This window comes from Acidimicrobiia bacterium, from assembly GCA_035948415.1.
GTDB lineage: Bacteria > Actinomycetota > Acidimicrobiia > IMCC26256 > PALSA-555 > PALSA-555.
In genome coordinates this window covers 1-24,236 of record DASZJD010000063.1, presented here as the reverse complement: position 1 = coordinate 24,236, position 24,236 = coordinate 1, and the positions used below count along the sequence as shown (strand labels likewise).

The 24,236-nt window shown below is 72.7% G+C and carries 18 protein-coding genes; 7 read left to right on the top strand and 11 right to left on the bottom strand.

The window, feature by feature from the left end; all coding sequences use genetic code 11:
- Positions 1–3: 3 nt before the first annotated feature.
- Together VG869_08885 and VG869_08880 are read right to left on the bottom strand one after the other, a co-directional pair.
- On the bottom strand, positions 4–204 hold the full coding sequence (locus VG869_08885) for a hypothetical protein (protein ID HEV3451307.1): 201 nt from the start codon (positions 202–204) through the stop codon (positions 4–6).
- Positions 205–282: 78 nt separating this feature from the next.
- Positions 283–1,905, bottom strand: a complete 1,623-nt coding sequence (locus VG869_08880) for an AMP-binding protein (GenBank protein HEV3451306.1) — start codon at positions 1,903–1,905, stop codon at positions 283–285.
- A gap of 27 nt (positions 1,906–1,932) precedes the next feature.
- On the opposite strand from VG869_08880, the gene VG869_08875 reads away from it, so the two are divergent.
- From VG869_08875 to VG869_08865, 3 genes are all read left to right on the top strand, one after another.
- Positions 1,933–3,216 carry an aromatic ring-hydroxylating dioxygenase subunit alpha gene (locus VG869_08875; GenBank protein HEV3451305.1) on the top strand — a complete coding sequence of 428 codons (1,284 nt, stop codon included), beginning with the start codon at positions 1,933–1,935 and terminating at the stop codon, positions 3,214–3,216.
- Positions 3,217–3,323: 107 nt separating this feature from the next.
- The gene (locus tag VG869_08870; protein HEV3451304.1) at positions 3,324–4,379 is read left to right on the top strand and encodes an NAD(P)-dependent oxidoreductase; all 1,056 of its coding nucleotides are present in this window, start codon (positions 3,324–3,326) and stop codon (positions 4,377–4,379) included.
- A gap of 17 nt (positions 4,380–4,396) precedes the next feature.
- Positions 4,397–5,407 (top strand): NAD-dependent epimerase/dehydratase family protein, encoded by a 1,011-nt coding sequence (locus tag VG869_08865; protein ID HEV3451303.1) that lies wholly within the window; start codon positions 4,397–4,399, stop codon positions 5,405–5,407.
- 45 nt (positions 5,408–5,452) lie between these two features.
- Here the strand turns inward: VG869_08865 and VG869_08860 are convergent, their stop codons facing one another.
- The 4 genes from VG869_08860 to VG869_08845 all read right to left on the bottom strand — a co-directional run bounded on the left by VG869_08860 (position 5,453) and on the right by VG869_08845 (position 10,736).
- The gene (locus tag VG869_08860) at positions 5,453–6,841 is read right to left on the bottom strand and encodes a glycosyltransferase family 39 protein (protein HEV3451302.1); all 1,389 of its coding nucleotides are present in this window, start codon (positions 6,839–6,841) and stop codon (positions 5,453–5,455) included.
- Between the two features lie 91 nt (positions 6,842–6,932).
- Positions 6,933–8,867: a hypothetical protein gene (locus VG869_08855; GenBank protein HEV3451301.1), complete on the bottom strand. Its 1,935-nt coding sequence runs from the start codon at positions 8,865–8,867 to the stop codon at positions 6,933–6,935.
- Between the two features lie 118 nt (positions 8,868–8,985).
- Positions 8,986–10,413, bottom strand: coding sequence for a GMC family oxidoreductase (locus VG869_08850; protein HEV3451300.1), 1,428 nt, complete (start codon positions 10,411–10,413; stop codon positions 8,986–8,988).
- Positions 10,413–10,736, bottom strand: a complete 324-nt coding sequence (locus VG869_08845; GenBank protein HEV3451299.1) for a hypothetical protein — start codon at positions 10,734–10,736, stop codon at positions 10,413–10,415. Before VG869_08845 ends, VG869_08850 begins: the two co-directional genes overlap by 1 nt.
- A 95-nt stretch (positions 10,737–10,831) precedes the next feature.
- On the opposite strand from VG869_08845, the gene VG869_08840 reads away from it, so the two are divergent.
- Entirely contained in the window at positions 10,832–12,769 is a 1,938-nt protein-coding gene (locus tag VG869_08840) for an acyltransferase family protein (GenBank protein HEV3451298.1), read from the top strand.
- Positions 12,770–12,796: 27 nt separating this feature from the next.
- On the opposite strand, the gene VG869_08835 is transcribed toward VG869_08840, so the two are convergent.
- The 3 genes from VG869_08835 to VG869_08825 form a co-directional block, all read right to left on the bottom strand.
- Entirely contained in the window at positions 12,797–14,782 is a 1,986-nt protein-coding gene (locus VG869_08835; GenBank protein HEV3451297.1) for an acyltransferase family protein, read from the bottom strand.
- Positions 14,783–14,966: 184 nt separating this feature from the next.
- The gene (locus tag VG869_08830) at positions 14,967–16,991 is read right to left on the bottom strand and encodes a hypothetical protein (protein HEV3451296.1); all 2,025 of its coding nucleotides are present in this window, start codon (positions 16,989–16,991) and stop codon (positions 14,967–14,969) included.
- Entirely contained in the window at positions 16,988–17,710 is a 723-nt protein-coding gene (locus VG869_08825; GenBank protein ID HEV3451295.1) for a glycosyltransferase family 2 protein, read from the bottom strand. Before VG869_08825 ends, VG869_08830 begins: the two co-directional genes overlap by 4 nt.
- Positions 17,711–18,075: 365 nt before the next feature.
- On the opposite strand from VG869_08825, the gene VG869_08820 reads away from it, so the two are divergent.
- Positions 18,076–20,046 carry a spermidine synthase gene (locus tag VG869_08820; protein ID HEV3451294.1) on the top strand — a complete coding sequence of 657 codons (1,971 nt, stop codon included), beginning with the start codon at positions 18,076–18,078 and terminating at the stop codon, positions 20,044–20,046.
- 70 nt (positions 20,047–20,116) lie between these two features.
- Positions 20,117–21,742, top strand: coding sequence for a hypothetical protein (locus VG869_08815; protein HEV3451293.1), 1,626 nt, complete (start codon positions 20,117–20,119; stop codon positions 21,740–21,742).
- Positions 21,743–21,912: 170 nt separating this feature from the next.
- On the opposite strand, the gene VG869_08810 is transcribed toward VG869_08815, so the two are convergent.
- The gene (locus VG869_08810; GenBank protein ID HEV3451292.1) at positions 21,913–22,455 is read right to left on the bottom strand and encodes a nuclear transport factor 2 family protein; all 543 of its coding nucleotides are present in this window, start codon (positions 22,453–22,455) and stop codon (positions 21,913–21,915) included.
- 50 nt (positions 22,456–22,505) lie between these two features.
- Between VG869_08810 and VG869_08805 the strand changes: the two genes are divergently transcribed.
- Entirely contained in the window at positions 22,506–23,258 is a 753-nt protein-coding gene (locus tag VG869_08805) for a polyprenol monophosphomannose synthase (protein HEV3451291.1), read from the top strand.
- Between the two features lie 19 nt (positions 23,259–23,277).
- On the opposite strand, the gene VG869_08800 is transcribed toward VG869_08805, so the two are convergent.
- On the bottom strand, positions 23,278–24,236 hold a 959-nt coding region (locus tag VG869_08800), incomplete at its 5' end, for a glycosyl transferase (GenBank protein HEV3451290.1).

Below are 24,236 nucleotides of genomic sequence, written 5' to 3'. Positions count from 1 at the left end.
GGCTCAGGCGGGTTCGGTGACGACGCGGGGGCGGCGGTACAGGGTGCCGCCGTTGCCCATCACGAGGGTGCGCTCGCCGCAGTCCACGACCAGCCTCGAGTCGCGATGCCCGATCGGGCGCAGGGCGTGGGCGAACCCGCAGCACGGGCAGGCCACGATGTGCCCGGCCAGCGGGACGGTGGCGGGGCTCAGGAGCTGGACCATGGCGACCTCCCAGTCGGGGTCCTCGTGGTTCCAACGTCGGCAGCCCGCCGCGAGTTCTGAAGCCCGATCCGGCGTCGGCTACCGCCCGTCGAGGCCGGCGCGGATCTGCGGGTAGTCGGGCTTGCCGGCGGCCGAGCGGGCGACCCGCTCCACGAGGTGCAGGACGCGGGGGACCTTGTAGCCGGCCAGCCGGGACCGGCAGTGGGCCTGGAGGTCCTCGAGCGACGGGGACGGCTCGCCCGCGGGCGCCACGACGGCCACGACCCGCTCCCCCCACCGCGGGTCGGGGACGCCGACGACCACGGCGTCGGCGACGGCGGGGTGGGCCCGGAGGACGGCCTCGACCTCCTCGGGGTAGACCTTCTCGCCGCCGGTGTTGATCGACATCGAGCCCCGGCCGAGGAGCCGGATGCCGCCGTCGGCGTCGACGGTCGCCATGTCGCCGGGCAGGGTCCAGCGTCGGCCGTCGATCTCCACGAACGTGGCCGCGCTCTTGGCGGGGTCCTTGTAGTAGCCGAGCGGGGTCCGGCCGGTCGTGGCCAGGCGCCCCACCTGCCCCGAGCCGGGGCTGACGGGCCGCAGGTCCTCGTCGACGACCATCGTGGTGTCACGGTGCGCGAAGCGCAGCGACTCCGACCCCGGCTGGTCCGGGCCGACGAGGGCGAGCGCCTGGACCGGCGCCTCCGACGAGCCGACGGCCTCGAGGACCGTGAGGACCGACGGCAGCGCGGCCAGGAGCCCCGCCTTCACGTCGGCCGACAGCAGGCTGCCCCCCGAGCCGAGGACCCGCAGCGACGACGTGTCGTGCCGGCCCGGGGCGGCGCGCAGCTCGTCGAGGAGCGGCCGGCCGCTGGCGTCCCCGACCAGGTTCAGCATGCCCACGCGCTCCCGCTCGACGAGCTCGAGCACCTCCCGGAGGTCCAAGTGGCGGCCGGGGTACAGGACCACCCGGCCGCCGCCGAGCAGGGTGCCGAGCGCCGACCACTGGCCGCTGGCGTGGGCGAGCGGGCCGAGCGCGAGGGCGACGAACTGCTCCGGGCCGGGGTCGCCGGGCGGGAGGAACGGGCCCAAGCGCTGGGCCCGGTTCGTGACCGCGGCCGGGCCGATCGCCTCGGGGCGCGTGATCGGCGGGCCGCCGGCGTTCCCGCCGCCGAGGGCGGCGAAGAAGATGTCCTCGTGGCGCCACACGACGCCCTTCGGGCGCCCGGTCGTCCCGCCGGTATAGAGGATGTAGCGGTCGTCGGCGGATCGGGGCCCGAAGTTGCGCCCGGGGTCGCGCCCGGCGACGAGGGCCCCGTACTCGCCGTCGCCGACCGCGACCGTCCGGCGCAGCGTCTCGACCCGCGCCGCGAGGCCCTCGACCTGGGGGCGGAGGTCGTCGTCGTGGACGAGGACGACGGCGTCGGCGTCGCGGCATACGTAGGCGAGCTCGTCGGCGACGTAGCGGTCGTTCACGTTCACCGGGACGGCCCGGATCTTGTAGCAGGCCAGCAGCGTCTCGAGGTACTCGACGCTGGTGTGGAGGTAGCAGGCGACGTGCTCCCCGGCCTCGACCCCGAGCGCGGCGAGGCCGTGGGCGAGCCGGTTGGCCCGGGCGTCAAGCGCCGCGTAGGTGAGGTGCCGCTCCCCGCAGGTCACGGCGACGCGGTCGCCCACGTGGTCGACGACGCACTCGAAGAGGTCGGCGAGGTTGAACTCCATCGGGCGGCCCGACGCTACCGTCGGCGCATGCGCGGCGGGTCGGACGGGCTGATCCCGAAGGAGCGGTACGTGTCGCCCGCCTTCCTCCAGCTCGAGCTCGAGCGGCTCTGGTCCCGGGTCTGGCAGGTCGCCTGCCGGGAGGAGCAGGTCGGCTCCGTCGGCGACTACTGCGAGTACACGATCGGCGAGGAGTCGCTGCTCGTGGCGCGCGCCGGGCCCGATTCGATCCGGGCCTTCTACAACGCCTGCCTCCATCGCGGCACCCGGCTCGCCGACGGCTGCGGCCACGCCGACGACGGCACCCTGACCTGCCCCTTCCACGGCTGGCGCTACGGCGTCGACGGCCGCCTGCTCGAGATCGTCGACGCCCACGAGTTCGGATCCGTCCCCGCCGGGCTCGGGCTCACCGAGGTCCGCTGCGAGCGGTGGGGCGGGTTCGTGTTCGTGAACCTCGACCCGGACGCGGAGCCGCTCCTCGAGTTCCTGGACCCGCTCCCGGGCCTGCTCGGCCCGTACCACCTCGAGGCGCTGCGGCTGCGGTCCCACCTGACCACGGTGCTGCCCGCGAACTGGAAGGTGGTGGTGGACGCCTTCAACGAGGCCTACCACGTGCAGGGCACCCATCCCCAGCTGCTGCCGTGGACCGACGACGTGAGCATCGAGTACGAGCAGCTCGGGAAGCACGCCCACTACGGGCGGCTCCCCAGCGCGCGACGTCGCCTCCGCCCGAGCCCCCGGCTCGGGCTCGCCGACGACGAGGTCGACGAGGGGGAGATCCTGGCCGGGCTCGTCGGCGGGCTCGGCGGCGCCTTCCTCCACGAGGAGCGGGCCCTCGTCGACGAGCTGCGGGCGGCGCCGCCCGCGGACCAGGGCCTGCTCGAGGCCTACCAGCAGCGTCGCCGCGAGCTGCTGCGCCGCCGGGGCGTCGACGTGGACGGCCTCGACCCCGAGCAGATGACGAGCGCCGACGACGTGTACGTGTTCCCGAACCTGGTCGGCCCGATCTACCCGGGCAGCGCCATCCTGTTCCGGGTCCGCCCGAACGGCGTCGACGTCGATTCCGCCATCAAGGACACGTGGGTGCTCGAGTGGCCCCGGCCGGACCGGCCCTGGCGGCCGCCCGAGCACCGGTCGTACCCGGACTGGCGGGACCGGGACTGGGGCACGATCACGAACCAGGACTACGCCAACATGGAGCGGGTCCAGGCCGGGATGAAGTCGCGGGGCTTCGTCGGGCTGCGGCTGAACCCGCGGCAGGAGTCGAACCTCCTGCACATGCACCGGACGATCGACGCCTACCTCGACGCCTGAGGCCCCCCGAGCCGAGGCGGCCGGCCCGGGTGGCGTCCACCCGCTCCCGATCGGTCTCGCGGCGCGCCGGGCGGGTCGGCCCGATCGGGCCTGGTAAGACGTGCCCCGTGCAGGCGGAGCCCTCGACCTCGCGGCCCGACGTGGCGCCGTCGTCGGTCGCGGTCGTCACCGGCGCCGCCGGATGGCTGGGCCAGAACCTGGTGCGGGCGCTGGCGCCGACGCGGGAGCACGTCCGCTGCCTCGTCCGCGACCGGGACGACGCGCCCCTCCTCGAGAACGTCGCCCCCGGGATCGAGGCGCTGGTCGGAGACATCCGGGATCCGGTCACCCTGGACCGGCTCTTCGACGGCGTCCGGGCCCCGACGGTGTTCCACGCCGCCGGCGTGATCCACCCCGAGCGAGAGGTTCGGGAGCTCTTCGACGTGAACGTCGGCGGCACCCAGCTCGTCCTCGACCGCTCCCGCCGGGCGGGCGCGACGCGCTTCCTCCACGTCTCGTCGAACTCCCCGTTCGGCGCCAACGCCACCCCGACCGACCGGTTCACCGAGGACTCCCCGTACGACCCGTACCTGGGCTACGGGAAGTCGAAGCTCGAGGCCGAGCAGCTGGTCCAGCTGAGCCACGACCGCGGCGACCTCGCCACCGTGATCGTGCGGCCGCCGTGGTTCTACGGCCCGTTCCAGCCCGCCCGGCAGACCCGCTTCTTCGCCGCGGTCCGACGCGGCCGGTTCCCGCTCCCCGGGACGGGCACGAACCGACGCTCGCTCGTGTACACCGGCAACCTCGTCCACGGGCTGCTCCGCGCCGAGGTGGCGGCGGCGGCGCCGGGACGCGCGTACTGGATCGCCGACGCCGAGCCCCACCAGCTCCAAGAGGTCCTCGACACCGTCCGCAGCGCGCTCGAGGCCGAGGGGCTGCGGGTGTCGCACCGCCAGCCGCGACTCCCGACCGCGGCCGGCGTGCTGGCGGCCCGGCTCGACCGCCTCCTCCAGAGCCAGGGGCGCTACGTGCAGGCCGTGCACGTCCTCGGTGAGCTGAAGGACACCATCGTCTGCGACATCTCCCGGGCCCGGGTCGAGCTCGACTACCAGCCCGAGGTCGCGCTCCTCGAGGGGATGCGCGCCAGCGTGCGGTGGTGCCTCGAGCACGGGGCGCCGCTGTGAGCGGACGAGCGGTGCTCGTGACCGGGGGCAGCGGCTACTTCGGGGGCGGGCTCGTGGAGCGGCTGCTGGCGCGCGGCGACACGGTGCGGGTCTTCGACCGCCACGAGCCCGCGCGCCGGGACGAGCTCGAGTGGGTGGCGGGCGACGTGCGGGACCGAGACGCGCTCCGGACCGCGTGCGAGGACGTCGACGTCGTGCTCCACAACGTGGCCCAGGTCCCGCTGGCTCGGGATCGCCGGCTGTTCCGGTCGGTGAACGTGGTCGGCACGGCCAACCTGCTCGTGGCGGCGCGCGACGCCGGCGTGGCCAAGGTCGTGCACACGTCCTCGAGCGCCGTGTTCGGCATCCCCGACGCCAACCCCGTCACCGAGGATTCCCGGCGCCGGCCGCTCGAGGACTACGGGCGGGCCAAGCTCGAGGCCGAGCTGCTGTGCCAGGAGGCGGCCCGAGCCGGGCTCGACGTCACCGTCATCCGGCCCCGGACGATCCTCGGCCACGGCCGCCTCGGGATCATGGCGGTGCTGTTCGACTTCGTGGCCGACGGCGCGCCGGTCTACGTGCTCAGCCGGGGCGCCAACCGGTACCAGCTCGTCCACGCCTCCGACCTCGCCGACGCCTGCCTGCGCGCCGCGGACCGTGAGGGCCCGGCCGTCTACAACGTGGGCGCGGGCGAGTTCGGGACGATGCGCGAGACGCTGCAAGCCCTCGTCGATCACGCCGGCACCGGGTCGACGGTGCGGTCCCTACCGATCGGGCCCAGCCGGGCCGCGATGCAGGGCCTGGCCCGGCTCGGCCTGGCCCCGTTCGCCCCCTACCACTGGCTCCTCTACGGCGAGTCGCTCTGGTTCGACATCACGAAGGCCCGCACCGAGCTCGGGTGGGAGCCTCGCCACTCGAACGCGTCGATGCTCGTCGAGTCCTACGAGTGGTTCCTCGCCCACCGCCACGAGCTCGACGGGGCGAGCGGCTCGCACCATCAGTCCCCCGCTCGGCTCGGGCTGCTGCGGGCGCTGAAGCGCCTGCCGTAGGGAGCGCGGGCAGCGCCCGGCCGATTCGCGGCCGGGCCGGGACGGTCACGGCTCCCGAGGCCCGCCGGCGCCCACGGGAGCGGCGGCGCCCACGGGCTCCGGCTCCGCCGGCACCGCTCCCCCACCGGCCCGCGCGCTCGCGAACCGGGAAACGAGGGCGTCGATCGCCACCGCGGCGAGGACGGCCAGCATGACCTCGGCGGGGGCTCGGAAGCGCGTGTTCCCGTACGACAGCGCCACCGTGATCAGCACCACCGCGATCGGGGCCAGGAGCGGGTAGCCGGTGACGCGACGTCGCCGCAGGACGACCGCACCGGCGACCGAGAGGAGCGCGAGGGCGTAGTAGGTGACGAGGGCGGCGTTCGCCACCGGGCTCTCGATGCCGTCGAGGAACTCGCGGAGGCGGATGTTCTGGCCCGGTCGGAAGGCCTCGACGATGCGCCCGAGGCGCGCCGCGACGACGACCGGCAGGCGGCCCTCGTGGTGCCGGACGTACGTGACGGCGGCGTGCTGGAAGCCGATCGCCTGCTGCGACTGGTCCCCGGCGACGTGCTCACGGGTCGCGTCGGCGGCGGCACACGCCACCGAGAAGTACCCGAGGAGCTGGCCGTAGTAGGTGGTGTCGCAGTTCGCCGACGCGAGCAGCGCCGGGTACTGCACGCTGAGATACACCGGGTGGCGGAAGCGATTCAGGTTGTAGCCGATCCACGGGCCGATCACGATCAGCGTCGCCAGCCCGGCCGCCGCCAGCCACTCGAGCTGCTGGCGGAAGCTCCGCGTGCGGGTCAAGAGCGCCAGCGGCGCGACGACGAAGGGCACGAGCAGGATGAGCTCGGAGCGCGCCAGCGAGGCCGCCCCCGCGGCCGCACCGGCGGCGGCGAGCCACGGCCAGCTCGGGCGCCGCAGGTAGCGGTAGGCGAAGAGCACCGTGAGGGCGGTCATGAACATGGCCGCCGTCTCCGCCTGCAGCGACCCGTCCGCGACCCATACGTTCGGGTACAGCGCCGCGATGGCCGCGGCGATGATCCCGACCCGCGGACCCAGCACCTCGCGACCGATGAGTCCCACGACGACCACCGTGGCCGTCCCGAGCACGCACGACCACAGCAGGTGCGTGAGCGTGCTCGTCATGCCGAGCGCCGACGGGATCGAGAGGTACACGAGGTAGAGGGGCGGGTGCTCGGCGGCCTGCGCGACCTGGCCGTTGTGGTACAGGAACGGCTCGATGAACCCGTGGCCGCTCGCCAGCAGGTTGGCACCGGCGTGGTAGAAGTACGAGTCGCCGCCGAACGTGCGGTTGGCGCGCGAGATCAGGACGTAGCCGACGCGCGTCCCGAGCGCGGCGACGCCGACGGTCGTCAGCGCCCACCAAAACCAGCGCGGACCGCGTCGCGACGCGCTGTCGTCACTCCGCTCGCCGGCGCCCCCAGCCATCTCGGCCTTGTTAGCACAGCCCTCTCCGGCCGGACCCGCCGGAGCGCTCGAGCCCTCGGGTCGCGCGCCGCTCACCGCGCACCGACGAGGGTCAGCCCGATTCGGTTCGGGGCGCGATGAAGACCGCGGCCGGCAGCCCGAGGTCGGCGAGGCGGGCGAGCTGCATTCGCGGCTTCCTCGGCAGGCGGGGATCGAGCGTCGTCGCGAACAGGTCACCGTCGACGCCGGGCACCAGGTTCGACAAGCCGGCGGCCTGCAGCTCGCCGATGATCTGCGACCGCAGTCGCGCGTACTGCGCGCGCTCCCGGGTGCTGCGCGGGTCGAAGTACGCGACCTGCTTCGCCTCGGGCTTGGCCTGCCAGTACTGGATGTCGGGTCCGATCGACAGGTGGACGACGGCGGCGGCGTCGGCCGGGCGGAGCACGCGGTGCGGTGTGACCGGCCCCGAGTACGGGGCGACCGCGCCGACCCGGACGCCCCGCCGCTCGAGCTCGTTGATGAGCCCGAACCCCTGGGCCCCGAGCGACGCCGGGTCGCCGAACGTGACGAGGTACGGGCCGTTCCGGCCCGGGCCCGGCCGGTGCTCGAGGGCCTTGACCGTCGGGTCGACGACCGCCCCCAGCGTGGCCGAGAGGCGAGGGGTCGGGAACTCGACGCCCGCGGCGTCGATGGCGAACACGATGGTGAACGCCAGCGCCAGGCCGGCCAGGGCGACGCCGCCGGCGGCGTCGGCCCGGCGCCGCGTCGGCGCCGCCATCCGGTGTCGCGCCAGCACGACGAGCGTCCAGCCGACCGCAACGACCATCAGGACGTTGACGCCCCAGGCCCAGAGCACGAGGTAGTACCAGAGGATCCCGAAGATGCGGCTGATCGACAGCGCGCCGAGCACGAGCGTGCCCGCGAGCACGGCGTGGAGCCGGAGCAGCGAGCGCAGACGGAGTCGCCACGCGATCACCACCGTCGACGCCCAGAGGGCGAGGAAGAACGAGCCTGGGATCACCGAGCCCGTGGTCACGTCCACGTGCGAGGTCGTGGGCACGAGCGCCCTCGTGAACGGCGTCGCCGGGTTGAGGTGGGCGAGGAGGACCTTGAGCCCCTCCCCCAGGCCCACCGGGCTCTGGGGCGGGTTCCGGAAGTAGTTGAGCAGCACGCCGAGGTTCCCGTGCGCGGTCGTGAGCTGCTCGACCACCGGCGGGATCCAGACGAGGACCGCGACGACGACCGCGACGCTCGTCCACCGCACGAAGCGCAGCACCGCCTCCCGTTCGCTCCGGTGGCGGTAGGCCTCGAAGCCGGCGACCGCGACGGCGGCGACGCCGAGGCCGACCGCCAGCCCCAGGTACGCGACCTCGGTCTGGGCGCACAGCGATCCCGCGACGACGGCCACGGGCAGGAGCAGCAGGTCACCGCACAGGATCGACCACACCGCGAGGAGGAACACGAGCCACCAGATGACCGGCAGGTACGGGTTCCAGGCCTGGGTGAGGAGGACGGCGCCGAAGGCGCGGAGCAGCACCGCGAGCGCGGCCGCCACGCCGAGGACCAGGCCCAGCCCACCCCGCCGGTTCGCGATCCAGAGCAGGACCCCGATGCCCAGGACGTGCGTGGCGACGGAGGCCGCCTCCATCGCCCACGCCCGGGCGCCGAACAGCTCGTAGAAGGGCCAGAGCACGTAGAAGCTCAGCGGCCCCGGGTGGCTGCCCTGGTGCCCGAACGGGCCGATGCGTCCCGCGAGTCCCAGCAGCGGCGGGTGGCTGCTCCAGACGTCGCGCAGGCGCATCTCGGTCCAGGCCATGTCGAGCAGCGGGTACCAGCGTGGATGTCGGAGGACGACGAGCGCCACGATCATCGGGACCGCGAGCAGCACGACGAGCGCGCCGATCACCACCAGCCGGCGGTGGCGGAAGCCCCGGAACCCGGGCCGCGACGCCGTGGGTCCCGCGTCCGGCGCGGCGCCCGACCCGCGATCCGCGAGCGGCTCGGCGACCTCTTGCACCGACGCGCGCGACGACCGGGCCGGCTGCACGACCGAGGAATGTATCCGACGCCGTCGTTGCTCCGAACTCAGGCCCCCGCGCCCCGGCGAAAGCGTGGCGTCCGGAGGCGTTACAAAGCGAGCCCGCAGCGCCGCGGCGCGACGCGGATCAGGTCGTGGCGAGGAACTGATCGCTGTTGCGGCTCGCGATCGCCATGATCGCGGCCTGCGGATTCACACCCGGGGCGTCGGGCAGCAGCGACGCGTCGTTGACGCGCAGGTTCGCGAAGCCCCACACGCGGCCGAAGCTGTCGGCGCCGGTCCGCATCCGGTCCTCGCCCATCCGCACCGTCGACGTCAGGTGCACGGTCATCAGGTTGGCGCGGCTCCGCGTGACGGCGTCCCACCACGTGCCGAGCTCGTCGGGGTGTCGGACCACCGTGGCCTGCGCGACCGACGGGTACAGCTCCTGGGCCCCGGCGGCCAGGAGGATCTCGCCGAGGTGCACGAGCCCTCGGGCGAGGCGGCTCATGTCGCCGTCGGTGAGGTGGTAGGTGACGACGGGGGCCCGCAGCCCCGGCACGGCGATCACTCGACCGCCGCCGTCGCTGCGGATGGCGGCGTAGTAGACGGTGACGCGCTCCCAGTCGGCGAGGGCGTCGCGGTAGTCGGCGGTCGAGTCGGCGAGCGCGAGCGCGACGTGGCCCCGGCTGCTCGCCGAGCCTCCGATCGTCAGGTTCGGCGCGAACTCGGTGATCCGGTGCATCGGAACGTCGCCGTGGTCGAGGCGCTGCGGGAAGCGGGCCGCGATCTTGATCGTCGGGTGCAGCTTCAGGCCGCCGCCGATGCGGGCGCGGATGCCGCTGCGCTGCAGCAGGGCGGGGGTCTGGACCGCGCCGCCGCACACGAAGACGTGCTCGGCTCGGATCGTGAGCGGCTCGTCGGGCTCGCCCGGCCGGCGGCGTCGGCACAAGACGCTCGACACCCGGTCGCCGTCCTTCAGGAGGCGGACGACGGCGCAGTCGGGAATCACGCGGGCGTGGTTCTGGATGGCCCGCGGCAGCATCGTCCGGGCCATCGTCTGCTTCACGCCTCGACCCCCGCCGACGTCGTGGCGGAAGACCCGCGGGAACTCGACCGCGCGCCACCCGAGCTTCGTGGCGCCTCGCTCGAGGACCGCCGACGACGGGGGCGGCGCGCCGGGGAGCCGCGACACCGACAGCTCCTGCTCGATCGAGGTCGCGTACCGGTCGAGGATCTCGGGGCTGAACTCCTCGATCTGGTAGTCGCGACCCCATTCGCGGGCGAGGTCGGCGGGGAGGCGGTGGTAGAGGCCGCTGTTGATCTCGGTGCTCCCGCCCACGCACCGACCTTCGGCGTAGACGATGCCGGGCGTGCCGAGCGCCGCCGACAGCCCCCGATGCCGGTACTTCGCCACCTGCTCCTCGAGCGAGAAGGGCTCGTGGGCGTCGGGGTCGATCCAGGGCCCTTCCTCGACGACCGTCACCGACCGCCCGGCGGCCGCCAGGGTGGCCGCGGTCACCGCGCCGCCGGCGCCGGAGCCGACCACCAGCACCTCGGTCTCGAGGCTGCGCATCAGGCCGCGTCCGTCGTCAGCTCGTTCTCGGCGAAGAGGACCAGCGACTGGAGCATGCGCACGTACTGGCGCACCAGGTCGAAGCGGCTGGCCTTCCAACGCTCGACGCGCGCCCGCAGCGCCGTGTCGTCGTGTCGGCCGAGCAGGGCCTCGAGGCGGGGCCAGGCTCCGAAGATCAGCGACTCGCTGGCGACGCCGGCTCGCAGGTACTCGGGCATCGAGCGGAGGGCGCCGTCCACGTAGTCCTCGATCTGGGACCGTCGCGCGGCGCTGGCGTCCGGGCTGACAAGCGTCGTGACGACTTGCTGCTCGAACCACAGCATCCCTGCAGCCTACCCGGGGGCTTCGAAGACTCGCATGGTCGTACCGGCCTCGGGCTGTGGTAACACTCTCGCCCTCAGTGGGTAACACCCTCGGCATGGCGTCGCGCGAGTCACCGGTCCGGCGGTCGCCGACCAGCGGCGCCCGCCCTCACCTTCCGGCGCTCGACGGCGTGCGAGGTGCGGCGGTCGCGGCGGTGCTGCTGTTCCACGCCGGCCACCTGACCGGCGGGTGGCTCGGGGTCGACCTGTTCTTCGTCCTCTCCGGGTTCCTCATCACGACGCTCCTCCTCGAGGAGCACTCGGGCCACGGGGCGATCTCCCTGCCTGGGTTCTGGGCTCGCCGCGCCCGCCGGCTGCTCCCCGCGCTGCTGCTCGTCTTGCTGGGTGTGGGCCTCTACGCGCTCATCTGGGCCGCGCCGCGCGAGCTCAGCCAGATTCGCGCCGATGGCCTCGCGACGCTCGGCTACGTCGCCAACTGGCACCAGATCGCGGGGGGCCACTCGTACTGGGACCTGTTCCGCGCGCCGTCCCCGCTGCAACACACGTGGAGTCTGGCCATCGAGGAGCAGTTCTATCTGGTGTGGCCGCTCGTCGTCGTTGGCCTCCTGGCCTGGCGGCGGTCGATCCGGGCCGTGCTCGCCGCGTCCGTGGTCGGCGTCGCGGCGTCGTTCTTCACCACGCTCCTGCTCTATCGGCCCGGGGCCGACCCGCAGCGCGTCTACCTCGGCACGGACACTCGCGCGTCCTCGATCCTGATCGGCGCGGCGCTCGCAGCCGTCGTCGCCGGCCGCGGCTGGTCGCCGCGGCGCGGGCCGCGCGTGTTCCTCGAGGGGCTCGGGCTCCTCGGGATCGGCGTCCTCGCGTGGGCTTGGCTCTCCCTGCCCGGGACCACGCCCGCCCTCTACGAGGGCGTGCTGCTCGGATGCTCGGCCGCGGGCGCCCTGCTGATCGCGGCGGCCGCCCACCCCCGTCAGGGCGTTGTCGCGCGGGCGCTCTCGTTCCGTCCGCTGGTCGCGCTGGGGGTCATCTCGTACGGCGTCTACCTCTGGCACTGGCCCGTGTACCTCGTGGTCGACGAGGCCCGGACCGGGCTCCGCGGATGGGCGCTCACCGGCGTGCGGGTCGCGATCACGCTCGCAATCGCGGCCGGGAGCTACCGGCTGGTCGAGTCACCGATCCGGCGGGGTGCGCTCGCGGGTCGGCGGATCCGCGTGCTCACCCCGGTCGCCGCCGTCGGCGCCGCCGCCGCCATCGTCGTGACGACGATCCCACCGGCCGTCTCCCACGCGAGTCCCGAAGCGGCCCTCGGCCGGCTCGCGGTCGGAACGCCGCCGGGCTCCTCCTCGGTCGCCGGCGCCGTCGACGCCCCGGGCACGACGCCGCGGTTCCACCTGATGGTCACGGGCGACTCGATCGCGGTCCGGCTGGTGCCGGCGTTCAGGGCGTTCCAGGGCCCCGGCGGCTACACCGTCACCGACCGGACCAACCTCGCCTGTGCGCTGCAGCGCGGTGCAACCGGCCGACGGCTCGGGGACGCCTCGGCCCCGCTCGACAGCCCGGATTGCAGCGCCGGCTGGGCCGAAGACGTGCGCCGCGATCACCCCGACGTCGTGTTCGTGTCACTGGCGGGACAAGTGCTGGGGAGATGGCGGATCGGGGGGCGGTGGCTGGGGCCGTGCGACGCCGGCTACGGCCGCTGGTTCGAGGATCAGCTGCTCAGGTCCCTGCCGCTGCTCACCGCTCGAGGCGCCCGCGTCGCCCTGGCCTTGCCCGCTCCGGGCCTCACGCCAGAGTTCGCCCGTGGCACCGCGTGCATCCACGCCACCGAAGCCAAGCTGGCGAGCCGGGTGCCCGGCGTGTCTCCGGCGGACTTCGAGAGGCTCGTCTGCCCGCAGGGTCGATGCCTCAACGAGGTCGACGGCATCGTGCTCCGCGAAGACGGCTTCCACTACACCGGCGCCGGTGCCGACCTCGTCGTGCGGTGGCTGGCGCCGCGTCTCCGGGCCCTCGCCACGTCACCGGCGCCCCCGTAGCGGGTTCCGGCGTCCCGCGGCGACGCGTCAGCGCGACGTGGCCGTACCGACGGAGCGGGTCCGCGCCGGGGGAGCCGTCGTCTTGACCAGGCGAGGCAGCAGGCGCTGGGCGACCCATCGAGCGCTGGCGTCGTCGAAGTGGTATCCGTCCGGTCGCAACTGCAGGTGGTCGACGACCGCCGGGCACGGCGGACCCTTCGGGCAGACGATGGGGCTGAGGTCCACGAGCTCGATCCGGTGCGTCGCCGCGTACCGCCGGAGCACCGCGTCGAGACGGGTGGTGCGGCGATTGCGGACCGGGTCCGTCGTGAGGTCAGGCGCTCCTCGGGGCTCGGGCGCGGTGGTCACGAACACGATTCGCGCCCCGCCGGACGTGAGCCGGTGCACCGCCGCGTCGACGAGCCCGGAGTAGATCCGGTCGCCTCGGGGCGACCCGAGCCGGACCAGCTTGCCGTCCACGAACCGGTCCCGCTCGTCCCAGGCTCCGCTGAGCCAGATCACCAGGTCGGGTCGGCTGAGGAAGATGGCGCGGTGCTCGATGAACGGGAGGGCGTTGCTGCAGGCGTCGCTCCACGGATAGAGCTGGCCCTTCGGGTCGAGCGGCGAGCCGGTCATGAGCCCGCACCCGTCGAAGGCGCCCGAGGCGATCTCGAGGCCGCGGCTGCTGGCGGCGTGCTCGAGGCCCGGGAGCAGGCTCACCGCCAGCGAGTCCCCCATGAGCAGGATCCGGTGGGGCGCCGTCGGGGTCAGCGTGCGAGCGGCGCCTCGTGACGGCAGCAACGACTGCTGGCCGCTGGCGGCCGCCAGCACGTTGTTGTTGGTGGGACCTCGCAGGTACGGCGGCAGGGGCGTGGCGCTCGAAGTGGCCAGCACCACCGCCACCCCGGCGCCGACGAACGCGGTCGGGAGCGCGAACCCGAGGCGGCGCCCCGCCAGCAGCCGGCCGCGCCGGATCGGCAGCTCGACGAGATAGAACGAAACCGTCGCGATCGCCACCGTGAGCCCGACGCGCAGGAGGGCCAGCCGCCACCCGGCGAGCCCGGTTCGTTCCGGCGTCACGTACACGATCACGGGCCAGTGCCAGAGGTACAGCCCGTAGGAGACGCGTCCGACCCAGACCACGGGTGCGAGCGACAACGCGCGGCGGAGCAGGAACCGCGGCCGGTCGGGCTGGACCACCGAGGTGATGACGGCGGCGACCGCGATCCCGAACACGAAGTAGCCGCCGCGATACATCCACGACGCGGTGTCGGAGATCTCGGCCCAGGCCCAGAAGCAGTACGCGATGCCGGCGACGCCGACGCAGCTGACCGCGGCACGGGTCGTGGCGGCGCGCGGCGACCAGCGGGCCAGGGCCACCGCCAGCAGCCCGCCGATCAGCAGCAGCTGGGCCCGACTGTCGGTGCCGTAGTAGGCGCGAGAAGGGTTGGCCGGCGAGTAGACCCACGCCATGACGAGGCTCGACGCGACCGCTCCCACCCCGCAGACCGCCGCGAGCAGCCAGCGGCGGCCGCGGACGAGCCGGAGGCACACGAACGCCACGAGGGGCCAGACCAGGTAGAACTGCTCCTCGATCGCGAGCGACCACATGTGGCGGAGCGGCGACGCGGTCGTGAAGAGGGTGAAGTACGACTGCCCGGTCGCGATGAACCGCCAGTTCGCGCCGTAGAAAAGGGTCGCCAGGCCGTCACCGCGCAGCTGGCCGAGCTGATCGGACGGGACGCTCGTCGCCGCGTAGATGGCGACGGCGACGAGGACGAGCAGGAGCGCGGGCAGGAGTCGCCGGGCGCGGCGGATCCAGAACGATCGGAAGGCGATCGTCCCCGACCGTCTCCACTCCGCGAGGAGCAGCGACGTGATGAGGAACCCCGACAGGACGAAGAACGCGTCGACGCCGAGAAACCCGCCGGACGCCCAGCCGTAGCTCAGGTGGTAGGCGAAGACGGCGCCGACCGCGAGTGCTCGCAGGCCGTCGAGCGCGGGCTCGTACCGCAGTTGCGGGTTCTCCCCCACGTCCCTCCCGTGCCCAGTCAGGGACCGCTCGAAGGCTATGACGATACCGGCCGGAGAATTACGCCAGCACTCGCCCGGTCGTGCGCACTCGCGGGGGCACACGAGGCGCGGCGTCGCCGTCCCCGGCCGCGCGCTCGGCTGGTGTCAGTCGGTCCAGCCCGTCCCGGGTGTTGCCCGACCGGTGTCAACCGGCGCCGACGTGCACGACGTCGACCGGTCGGGCCAAGGGCCCCAGGGGGGCGAGGTAGAGGGCCACGGTGTTGGCGTCCCACCGACCCTCGAGGCTGGCGAACCGCTCGAAGCGGCGAGCCCAGAGATGGTCGACGTTCAGCAGGTGTCCCTGGACCAGGTTGACCAGCTCGCCGGTGGAGAACAGCGCCCGCGGGTCGGCCGGCAGGCCGCCCTGTCGCTGCACGGCCTTCAGACCAGTCTCGGTGAGACGGAGCCGACCCTCGGCGATATAGCCGGCAATCTCGGTCTTGAGGTCGGAGAGCTCGCGTTGTTCGCGCGAGCTGAGCGCTTGGTGCTCGGCGACCTTCGGTGTGCCGGACGGAAGAAGCAGCGGGTCGTCGCCGACCCGCAAGTAGATCTCAGACCGGGCGTTCGTGCCCGTGAATCGTCGGGCCGATCCGAGTTGGCCGACGAGCATGGAGTCCTTGGCCACGATGGGGATGCCGCGCCGTTGCAGCTCGGCGAGGACGGCCAGACCGTACGGGTCGGCAAGTCTCGAATGGAGCAGGGGATCGATGAGGATCGGGCCCTTTCCCTGGAGCCTCCCGAGCTGGCTGTCGATGGCCCGGGCGGTCGGGACGGCCGACTCACGCGTGTTGGGGCTCAGGCCCTGGGCCAGGGTCGGCACCGCGAGACCCGCGAACACCGCGGTGGCCACCGTGAAGGCGATCACCAGCGCCGGGCGAAGCCTTGCCGCGACGAGGCGGGCGAGCGTCGCCGCGACGGCGAGGAAGATGAAGACGCTCAGCGGCCAGAGCCACCAGAAGACGTGCGCCTCGAGGCCGAAGACCGTGATCGGGATCCGCCCGGCGGTGGCGAACCCCGCCGCCAGGCCGACGACCACCGCTCCGATGGCGTGGGACGCGACGCGGTCTCGGCGCCGAACGGCGACCCACGCGCATCCGGCGAGGACCGCGGCCAGACCGAGGAGCGACGCCGCCGCGACCAGCCGGGACGGCACGGTAAAGCCCATCGAGGGCATGAGCGTCTCGTTCATCGAGGGCCGGAACCACCACGGCGGCAGGGCGACGACCGACGCCATCACGCGGGCGCCGTACCCGTAGCCGAACGTGCGCTTTGGCGGTCCGGCGTTGCTGAGGAGCTGGCCGAGGTTGCCCTGCCCGATGATCTGGTCGAGGACGGGCTGGACCCAGCACAGGGCGAACACCGAGCTGGCGACCACGACCGACCGCGCCACCTGGCGGCGCTGTCGTGGCCACGCGACCGGCTCCTCGTTGCGGTCGCGACGAAGCTTGAGCACCAGCATGACCACGGCCCAGATCGCCAGCACGGGGACGAGCAGGACGTAGCTCAGGTGGGTCTGGAGCACGAGGCTCCCGACCACCGCCGCCGCGGGCAGCGCGAGCAGATCACCGCAGCTCACGGACCAGGCGAGCACCAGGAAGCAGAGGAACGGCAGCAGGAGGCTGAACGGCTGCCAAGGCTCGAACAAGGCCTCGCTGCCCATCGTCCAGGCCAGCCCGGCCGCGGCGGTCATGGCGATCGCGCCCAGCAGCGGTCCGCCCCGGCGGTGCGCGAAGACCGCGATCAGCACGATGGCGGCGACGTTGATCAGTCCGATGCCGAGCGCCACGCCCGCACCGGCGCCGAACACCGTGACCGGGAGCGCGAGGACGTCGAAGAGCAAGGGCCCGGGATGGTGGAGCGTCGTCGAGGTCGCGAGCGACGCCGACGAGTCCAACCCGACGAGCGGAAAATGGTGGTAGCTGAAGACGTCGCGCGCCCGGATCGCGAAGAGGGCGTCGTCGCTGAGGGGCACCCACCCCCGGGCGATGGCACGGACGACCGCCACGATCACCGGCAGGACGGCCAGCCCCACCGAAACCAGGAACACCCGCGAGGCGAGCGGGGTGCCGCTCGGCCCGACTCGCCGACCCGCAGGCGTCGGCGTCGGCGGGGTCGCGTCCAGCCGCGCCTCGGTCGCGCTGGAGCGGTGCTGCAGGTCCCTCGTCGTCACTTGACGAATCGATACTTGACGAGCGTCGCGACCGCGCCCAGCCCGTCGCGCCACGTGATCTTCTTCCCCTCCTCGAACTCACGGCCCGAGTACGAGATCGGGACCTCGTAGATTCGCACGCCGAGTCGGAGCAGCTTGGCCGTCACCTCGGGCTCGAAGTCGAAGCGGTTGGCGCGCAGATCGATCTGACCCAGCAGCTCCCGGTCGAAGAGCTTGTAGCAGGTCTCCATGTCCGACAGCGTCGTGTTGTAGAGGACGTTGGTGATCAACGACAGCAGCCGGTTCCCGACCCAGTGGAGAAACAGCATGTTGCGGCGTTCGCCCGTGAAGCGTGAGCCGTAGACGACGCGGGCGCGCCCCCGCAGCACCGGCGCCAGGAGCTTCGGCCAGTCCTCGGGGTCGTACTCGAGATCCGCGTCTTGGATGAGCACGAGCTCGCCGCTGACCTGCGCCAGGCCGGTCCGGATCGCGGCCCCCTTGCCCCGGTTGGTCGGGTGCAGGATGACGCGAACCGTCGAGTCGGCGAGCTGCTCGAGGATGTCGCGGGTCCCGTCGATGCTGCCATCGTCGACGATCACGATCTCGCGCTCGAGCGGGAGGTCGACGGCACGCATCTGACGCACGATCTCGGCCACCGTGTTCCGCTCGTTGTAGACGGGCACGATGACCGAGAGCTTGCGGTACCGGGAGGCAGACCCGGGCACTTCAGCGGTCGACACCGACCCTCCGGTACGAGTCAAGCAAACGGGCAGTCTCGCGCACCGTCAGCGAGCGTCGCTAGCCGTAGCCGAGGACGCGCTCGCGCTCGGTCGTCACGCCGCGTGCTTGCCTGCGCGCACCCCGTCCCGCCGGTCGTGGCGCCGCGTGGTCGACACGACGCGCCGCGAATCGCATGACCCCTTCGACGGATCGCCGCGCTGCCGACGCCAGCGCGCTCCTCGCTCGGGGAGTTCTCGGAGTGCCCGGCTACAGTCTGCGGCCGGTGCGCTCCGAGACTGAACCCGCGGCTCCGGCCGCCGCGCCTCCCGGCGACCGGGTCACGGCGCCGGCACCGCCAGCCCCGACACGACGCGACCAACTGCGGATGGTCCTGCTGTCGTTCCTCCTGCTGTTCCTGGAGCTCGCCCTCATCCGATGGACGGGCGAGAACATCGTCCACCTCTCGTACTTCACGAACTTCGTGCTGCTCGGCAGCTTCCTCGGGATCGGTCTGGGCTTCCTCCGCGCCAACCGGCGGGTGAACCTCTTTCCGTACGCGCCGATCCTGCTAGCCGGGCTGGTCGCGTTCGTCCGCTTCTTCCCGGTCGAGCTGAGCGCGTCGGGCGGGAACTTCATCTACTTCGGCAACATCCAGGCCAGCGGGCCGCCGCGGGCACTGGTCCTCATCATCGTCTTCGTCGCCGTCGCCGCCGTGATGATGGCGATCGCCGAGGGCGTGGCCCGAACCTTCAAGCGGTTCGAGCCGCTCGACGCCTACCGGCTCGACCTCGTGGGCAGCGTGCTCGGCATCCTCGCCGTGTCGCTGCTCTCGCTCCTCAGCGCGCCGTCGATCGCGTGGGGCGCGGTCGTCGCCGTGCTCCTCCTCGGGCTGGAGGGCACCGGGCGTACGACCAGACCGTGGCTCCGGATCGCCCAGGTGATCGCCTTCGGAACCATCCTCGTCCTCCTCGGCTTCGAATCCTTCGCGCCCAATATCAGCTGGTCGCCGTACTACAAGATCAAGACCATTCAGAAGAGCAACTACAACAGCGTGAGCGTCAACGGCGTCCTGCACCAAGCGAACCTCCACTACGCGATCGATCCCAACTACTCGCTCCTCTACAGCCAGCTCGCGCACCAGCGGCTCGACAACGTGCTCGTGATCGGCGCCGGCGGCGGCAACGACGTCTCGGTGGCGCTGGCGCGGGGCGCCCGCCACGTGGACGCCGTCGAGATCGACCCGCGAATCGCGCAGATCGGGCGGGAGATCCATCCCGACCATCCGTACCGGGACCCCCGGGTCTCGGTCCACACGACCGACGGGCGGGCGTTCCTCCAGCAGACCGACCGCCGGTACGACCTGATCCTGCTGGCGCTGACCGACTCGATCACGCTCGTGCCGGGCCAAGGATCGGTCCGACTGGAGAGCTACCTGTTCACGAAGCAGGCGATCGAGACCGCGCGTGACCACCTCAAGCCGCACGGCGTGTACTCGATGTACAACTTCTACCGGTTGCCGTGGCTCCTCGACCGCTTCGCAGGGACGCTCAACCAGGTGTTCGGGCACCCGCCGTGCCGCGGCGACAACGGCACCGGCGAGACTCGCTTCACCGTGCTCGTCGACGCGCCGAACCGTGCCGATGTCCGATGCGCCTCGGTCTGGAGGCCCTCCGGGGCCGTCCCGTCGCCCGCCACCGACGATCACCCGTTCCCGTACCTGCGGAACCCCTCGGTGCCGTCGCTGTACATCGTCACGGACCTGCTGATCCTCGGCTTCTCGATCCTGATGGTGCGCCTCGTGGCCGGCCGCATGCGATCGATGGGCGGCTACCTGGACCTGTTCTTCCTCGGGCTCGCGTTCCTCCTCCTCGAGACGAAGAACATCGTCCAGTTCGCCCTCCTCTTCGGCACGACCTGGTTCGTGAACGCGCTCGTGTTCTTGGGCATCCTCCTCACGGTGCTGCTGGCGGTCGAGCTGTGCCGCCACGTGCGGTTCCGAAGACCGGCCCGCCTCTACCTGCTGCTGTTCGCCTCGCTCGCCGTCGCTTGGGCCGTCCCGCCGAGCGCGCTGCTGTCGCTGGGGGTCGTGCCAAGGTTCTTCGCCGCGAGCGCGCTGGCGTTCGCGCCGGTCTTCTTCGCGAACCTCATCTTCTCGAACCGGTTCCGAGACGTGGGGTCTTCGACGACGGCCTTCGGCGTGAACCTGCTCGGCGCGATGGTCGGCGGCCTCCTGGAATACGCCACCTTGATCGTCGGCTATCGCGCCCTCCTCATCGTTGTTGCTGCTGCGTACGGCCTCGCGTTTGTGTTCGGGCGCTCGCACCTCGTCGGGCGCGAGGCGGCCCTCCAGCGCTGAGCCGGTGACCACCGCCGGCACGGTCGAGCGGCGAGCAGGCGCTGTTGGCGCTCCCGCGGCGTGGCGGCGGGTGGACCGGCGGGACGCCATCGCGGTGGGCATCCTCCTGGCCGCCTTCGCGCTGCCGTTGCGCGGCCTCCTCCGGAGCCCGGGTCCTCCGATGGAGGAGGGCTTCATGCTCGTGTTCCCCGACCGGGTGCTCGCGGGCGCCATCCCGAACAAGGACTTCCTCTACCTGTACGGGCCTGGGAGCCTCTGGGCGCTGGCCGGGGTGTTCCGGGTCTTCGGCACCTCGATCTTCGCCGAGCGCGCCGTCGGGCTCCTCCAGCAGCTGGCCGTCGTCTTCGGTGTGTTCGCGCTCGCGCGTCGGTGGGGTCGAGAGGTGGCGCTGGGCTGCGGTCTCACGTCGCTGCTGTTCCTCGTCCCGTCGATCGGGCTGACCGCCTTGGCGTGGGCAGGCGGCGTCGGCCTCGCCCTGCTCGCGCTGGTGGCGGCAGCAGGGAGCCGCGACGCGGCCGAGGTCCGCCACGCCCAGCGGCTCGCGTTGGTCGCGGGGCTGCTGGCCGGCTTCGCGCTCCTCTACCGGATCGATCTCGTCGTGGCCATCGGGCTGGCGATCCTGGCGCTCGGGTGGGGGGCGAGCCGGAGCGTCGTCCGGCGGTTCGGCATCGGGCTCGCACTCGGTCTGTCCCCGTACGTCGCCCATCTGGCGACGGCGGGACCGGGGACGGTCGTGCGCGGCATGATCACCGAGCCGCTCTTCAAGCTCCGCGGCGGCCGCCGGCTCCCGATCCCCCCGTCCTGGAGTCACCTCGACGGCACCCTCGAGGCCTTGGGCAGCCTCGTCGCGCTGCGGTGGCCCCTCCCGATGCTGCCGTCGGCGGCGCAGCTCACGGTGTGGTTCTTCCTCCTCCCGCTTTCGGTGGTCGTCCTGGCCGCGGCCGGCATCCAGGCCGTCCGCCGCGACCGCGCCTCGGTGCGGGCCCGGGTCCTGCTGGCGATGGCGGGCTTCAGCGCCGGCATCCTCCCGCAGGCGATCCAGCGCGCCGACTCGGCGCACCTCGACTGGGTCTCGTGCGTGACGATCGCGTTCCTGCCCGTCGCCGGCCTCGAGCTCGTGACGGCGCGTTGGCCTCGCTGGCCGCGCCGAACCCTCGGAATCGCGGCCAGCGCCGCGGTGCTCGCCGTGCTCGCCTTCGTCATCAGCACCTTCACGGTGCGCAGCTACGCCGACTACGCAGTGCAGAGCTTCGGGAACCACCGAGCCGCCGGTGTCGTGACGAACCGAGGGCGGAGCTGGTACACCGCGTTCCCGAAGCCCGCGGTCGAGTTGCTGGCCGCGACCGAGCGGGCGTCGAAGCCCGGCCAGCGGCTCCTCGTCGGGCCGACCGACCTGCGCAAGACCCCCTATAGCGAGGCGTTCTTCTACTACTTGCTGCCGCAGCTCACCCCGGCCACGCGCTACGTCGAGATGGATCCGGGAGTGGCCAACGCCAAGCATTCCGGCCTGGCCGACGAGGTCCGCAGGTCGGACGTCCTCATCCTGTCGGACCAGTGGGTCGGGTGGAACGAGCCGAACGATTCTCGGCGCTTCGGCCCGAACGAGCCCAACGTCGTCGTGCAGGACCAGTTCTGCCTCGTCGGGACGTTCGGCCCTCATCCCCACTACTCGCTCTACGTGCGCTGCCGCCGCTAGTGGGGCGGCGCCGGTCGTCCCGCGGATAACGGTTCATGCGACCGATAACCACGTCCGATGCCGACGACGACCAACTCATCGTGACCTCGCGAAACACACAAGTCGTGGACGCCCGGAACCGACGCCGACTTCGGCATCGCCCCCTTAGCGACGCGTGTGGCTCGGTGGTCTCAGGGAGCGCTCGCCCAGTACGTGTCGAGGGCGCGAGACGACACGCTGACGATCTCGGTGATCGCGTCGTCCTCGACGCGCAGGATCGTCGCGACGTCACTCTCGAGCGGACCCGCGCCCGCGCCCGCACGGCGCACGAGGTGCGCAAGCACGAGTTCGGGACCCGCCGCCCAGGCATCGGCGAGCCGCAGCGTCGTCCCGGCGCCTCCCGCCTGCGCGAGCGCCGCCATCGCGCCGAGCGCCGCCTGCTTTCCCTCGAAGGTGCCGGCGAGCGGATGACCACCGTGCAGCCGGTACACGAGCGAGGGCGCGAACGCCGCCCACGCCGTGTCCATGTCGCCCGCTTCCAACGCGGCGAACGCCGCCCGTACCACGTCGATCGCTGCCGTCACACCTCCCTCCCGTCGTAAATCTGCGCGCTCGAACCACTCGACGGGTCGATGCGCCGGCGGAGCGCGCCGGTCGGTTTCGCCAGCGTAACCGGGGCCTCCTTCAGCGCCGCCCCACGAGCGGCGCGCCACGCGGCTCGTCGACGCGGTCACGGCCCGACACCGCCGTCGGCCGCCCGCGCGTGGCCCGATAGCCTGCTCGGATGCGCACGCTGGTCGTCACGCCGACGTATCAGGAGGCCGACAACATCGAGGAGTTCCTCCGTCGGCTCCGCGCCGCCGTCCCGACCGCGGACGTCCTCGTCGTCGACGACGACAGCCCGGATGGGACCGGACGCATCGCCGAGGGACTCGCCGCCGAGCTCGGGCCGCTCGAAGTCCTCCACCGGCCGAGGAAGCAGGGCCTCGGCGAGGCCTACCGCGCCGGGTTCGGCCTGGCCATGACGCGGGGCTACGAGCGGATCGTCCAGATCGACGCCGACCTGTCCCACGATCCGGCGGTCATCCCGGTGCTCCTCCAAGCGCTCGACGACGGCGCCGACGTCGCGATCGGGTCCCGCTACGTGACCGGCGGCGCGATTCCCCACTGGCCCTGGTTCCGGCGCGCGCTCTCGAGGTATGGCAACCGGTACGCCGGCCTGGTGCTGGGGCTGCCCGTTCGTGACGCCACGTCCGGATACCGGGCCTACCGCTCCGACCTGCTGACGCGCATCGACTTCCTGCACTCGCGGGCCAAGGGCTACGGCTTCCAGATGGAGACGGCGTACCGGATCTGGCGCGCGGGCGGCAAGGTCCAAGAGGTCCCGATCGTGTTCACCGACCGAGTGCGTGGTCACTCGAAGATGAGCTGGGGGATCTTCGTCGAGGAGCTGGCTCTCGTCACCTGGATGGGTGTGCGCGATCGCGTCCTGCGAGCGGGCCGACGCCGGCAGCGGGTCGAGCCCGAGGCGGCCTGAGGGCCCGACGCCGCGGCCCCTACCGGCGGCTCGGCGCTCCGGGATCCGAGGCCGGGTCCGGGGCCCCGGCGACGACCGGCTCGAGCGCCGGCCAACGCCGGGCGAGCACCGCCATGGCGCCGACGCACGCGAGCACGACGACGGTCGGCTCGGTGGGCACACGGAACCTCGGCGTGCCGTAGACGGCGGCCGCCGACAGGAGCACGAGCCACACCGGTGCGAGCAGCGGCCAGACCCGGCCGCCGCGGCGGCGCACCCAGACGCCGCCGCCGACCGCCAGCGGGAGCAGGAACAAGAAGCTGGCGATGCCGGCGAGCGTCGCCCACTCGGGCCGGCCCTCCCCCGCGTTGATGTGCGCGAGCTCGCCCGGCGTGTACACGCCGAGCAGCCGGCCGAGGCGAGCGAGCACCACGACGGGAAGGCGTCCGGCGTGGGAGCGGGCGTACGTGATCGCTCGGCCGCGATACTTGACCGACAGGACGGATTCGTCGCCGGGGGGCGCGACCGTCGGCAGGCACCGGAAGTTCCAGAACCCGAGGCCGGGCTGGTTGTACGAGACCGCGCAGTTCGAGCCGAGCAGGGCGATGCCGTCGCCGGTCGACACGAAGGTCGGGTCGTCGAAGCGCGTGAGGTTGAACACGACCCACGGGGCGGCGAGCAGGACGGCCGCGCCAACGAGGGCGGCGATGAGCTGTGGGCGCGGGCCCCGGTGACGGGTGGCGACCCACGCCGCGGGCAGGGCGAGCAGCGGCACGAGGAGCGCCAGCTCCTCGCGCGTGAGCGCCGCCAGTGCGCAGACCCCGCCGAGGCTGGCCGCGACCGCGATCGTCGGCCGTCGGAGGAGTCGGTAGGCGAGCAGCAGCGCGGCGACGCTCGTCAGGGCGGCGAGGGTCTCCGACATCAGGAGGCCGTCGTTCATCCACAGGTTCGGGTAGACGGCGGCGACGCCGCCGGCGACGAGCCCGAGGCGGGCGCCGC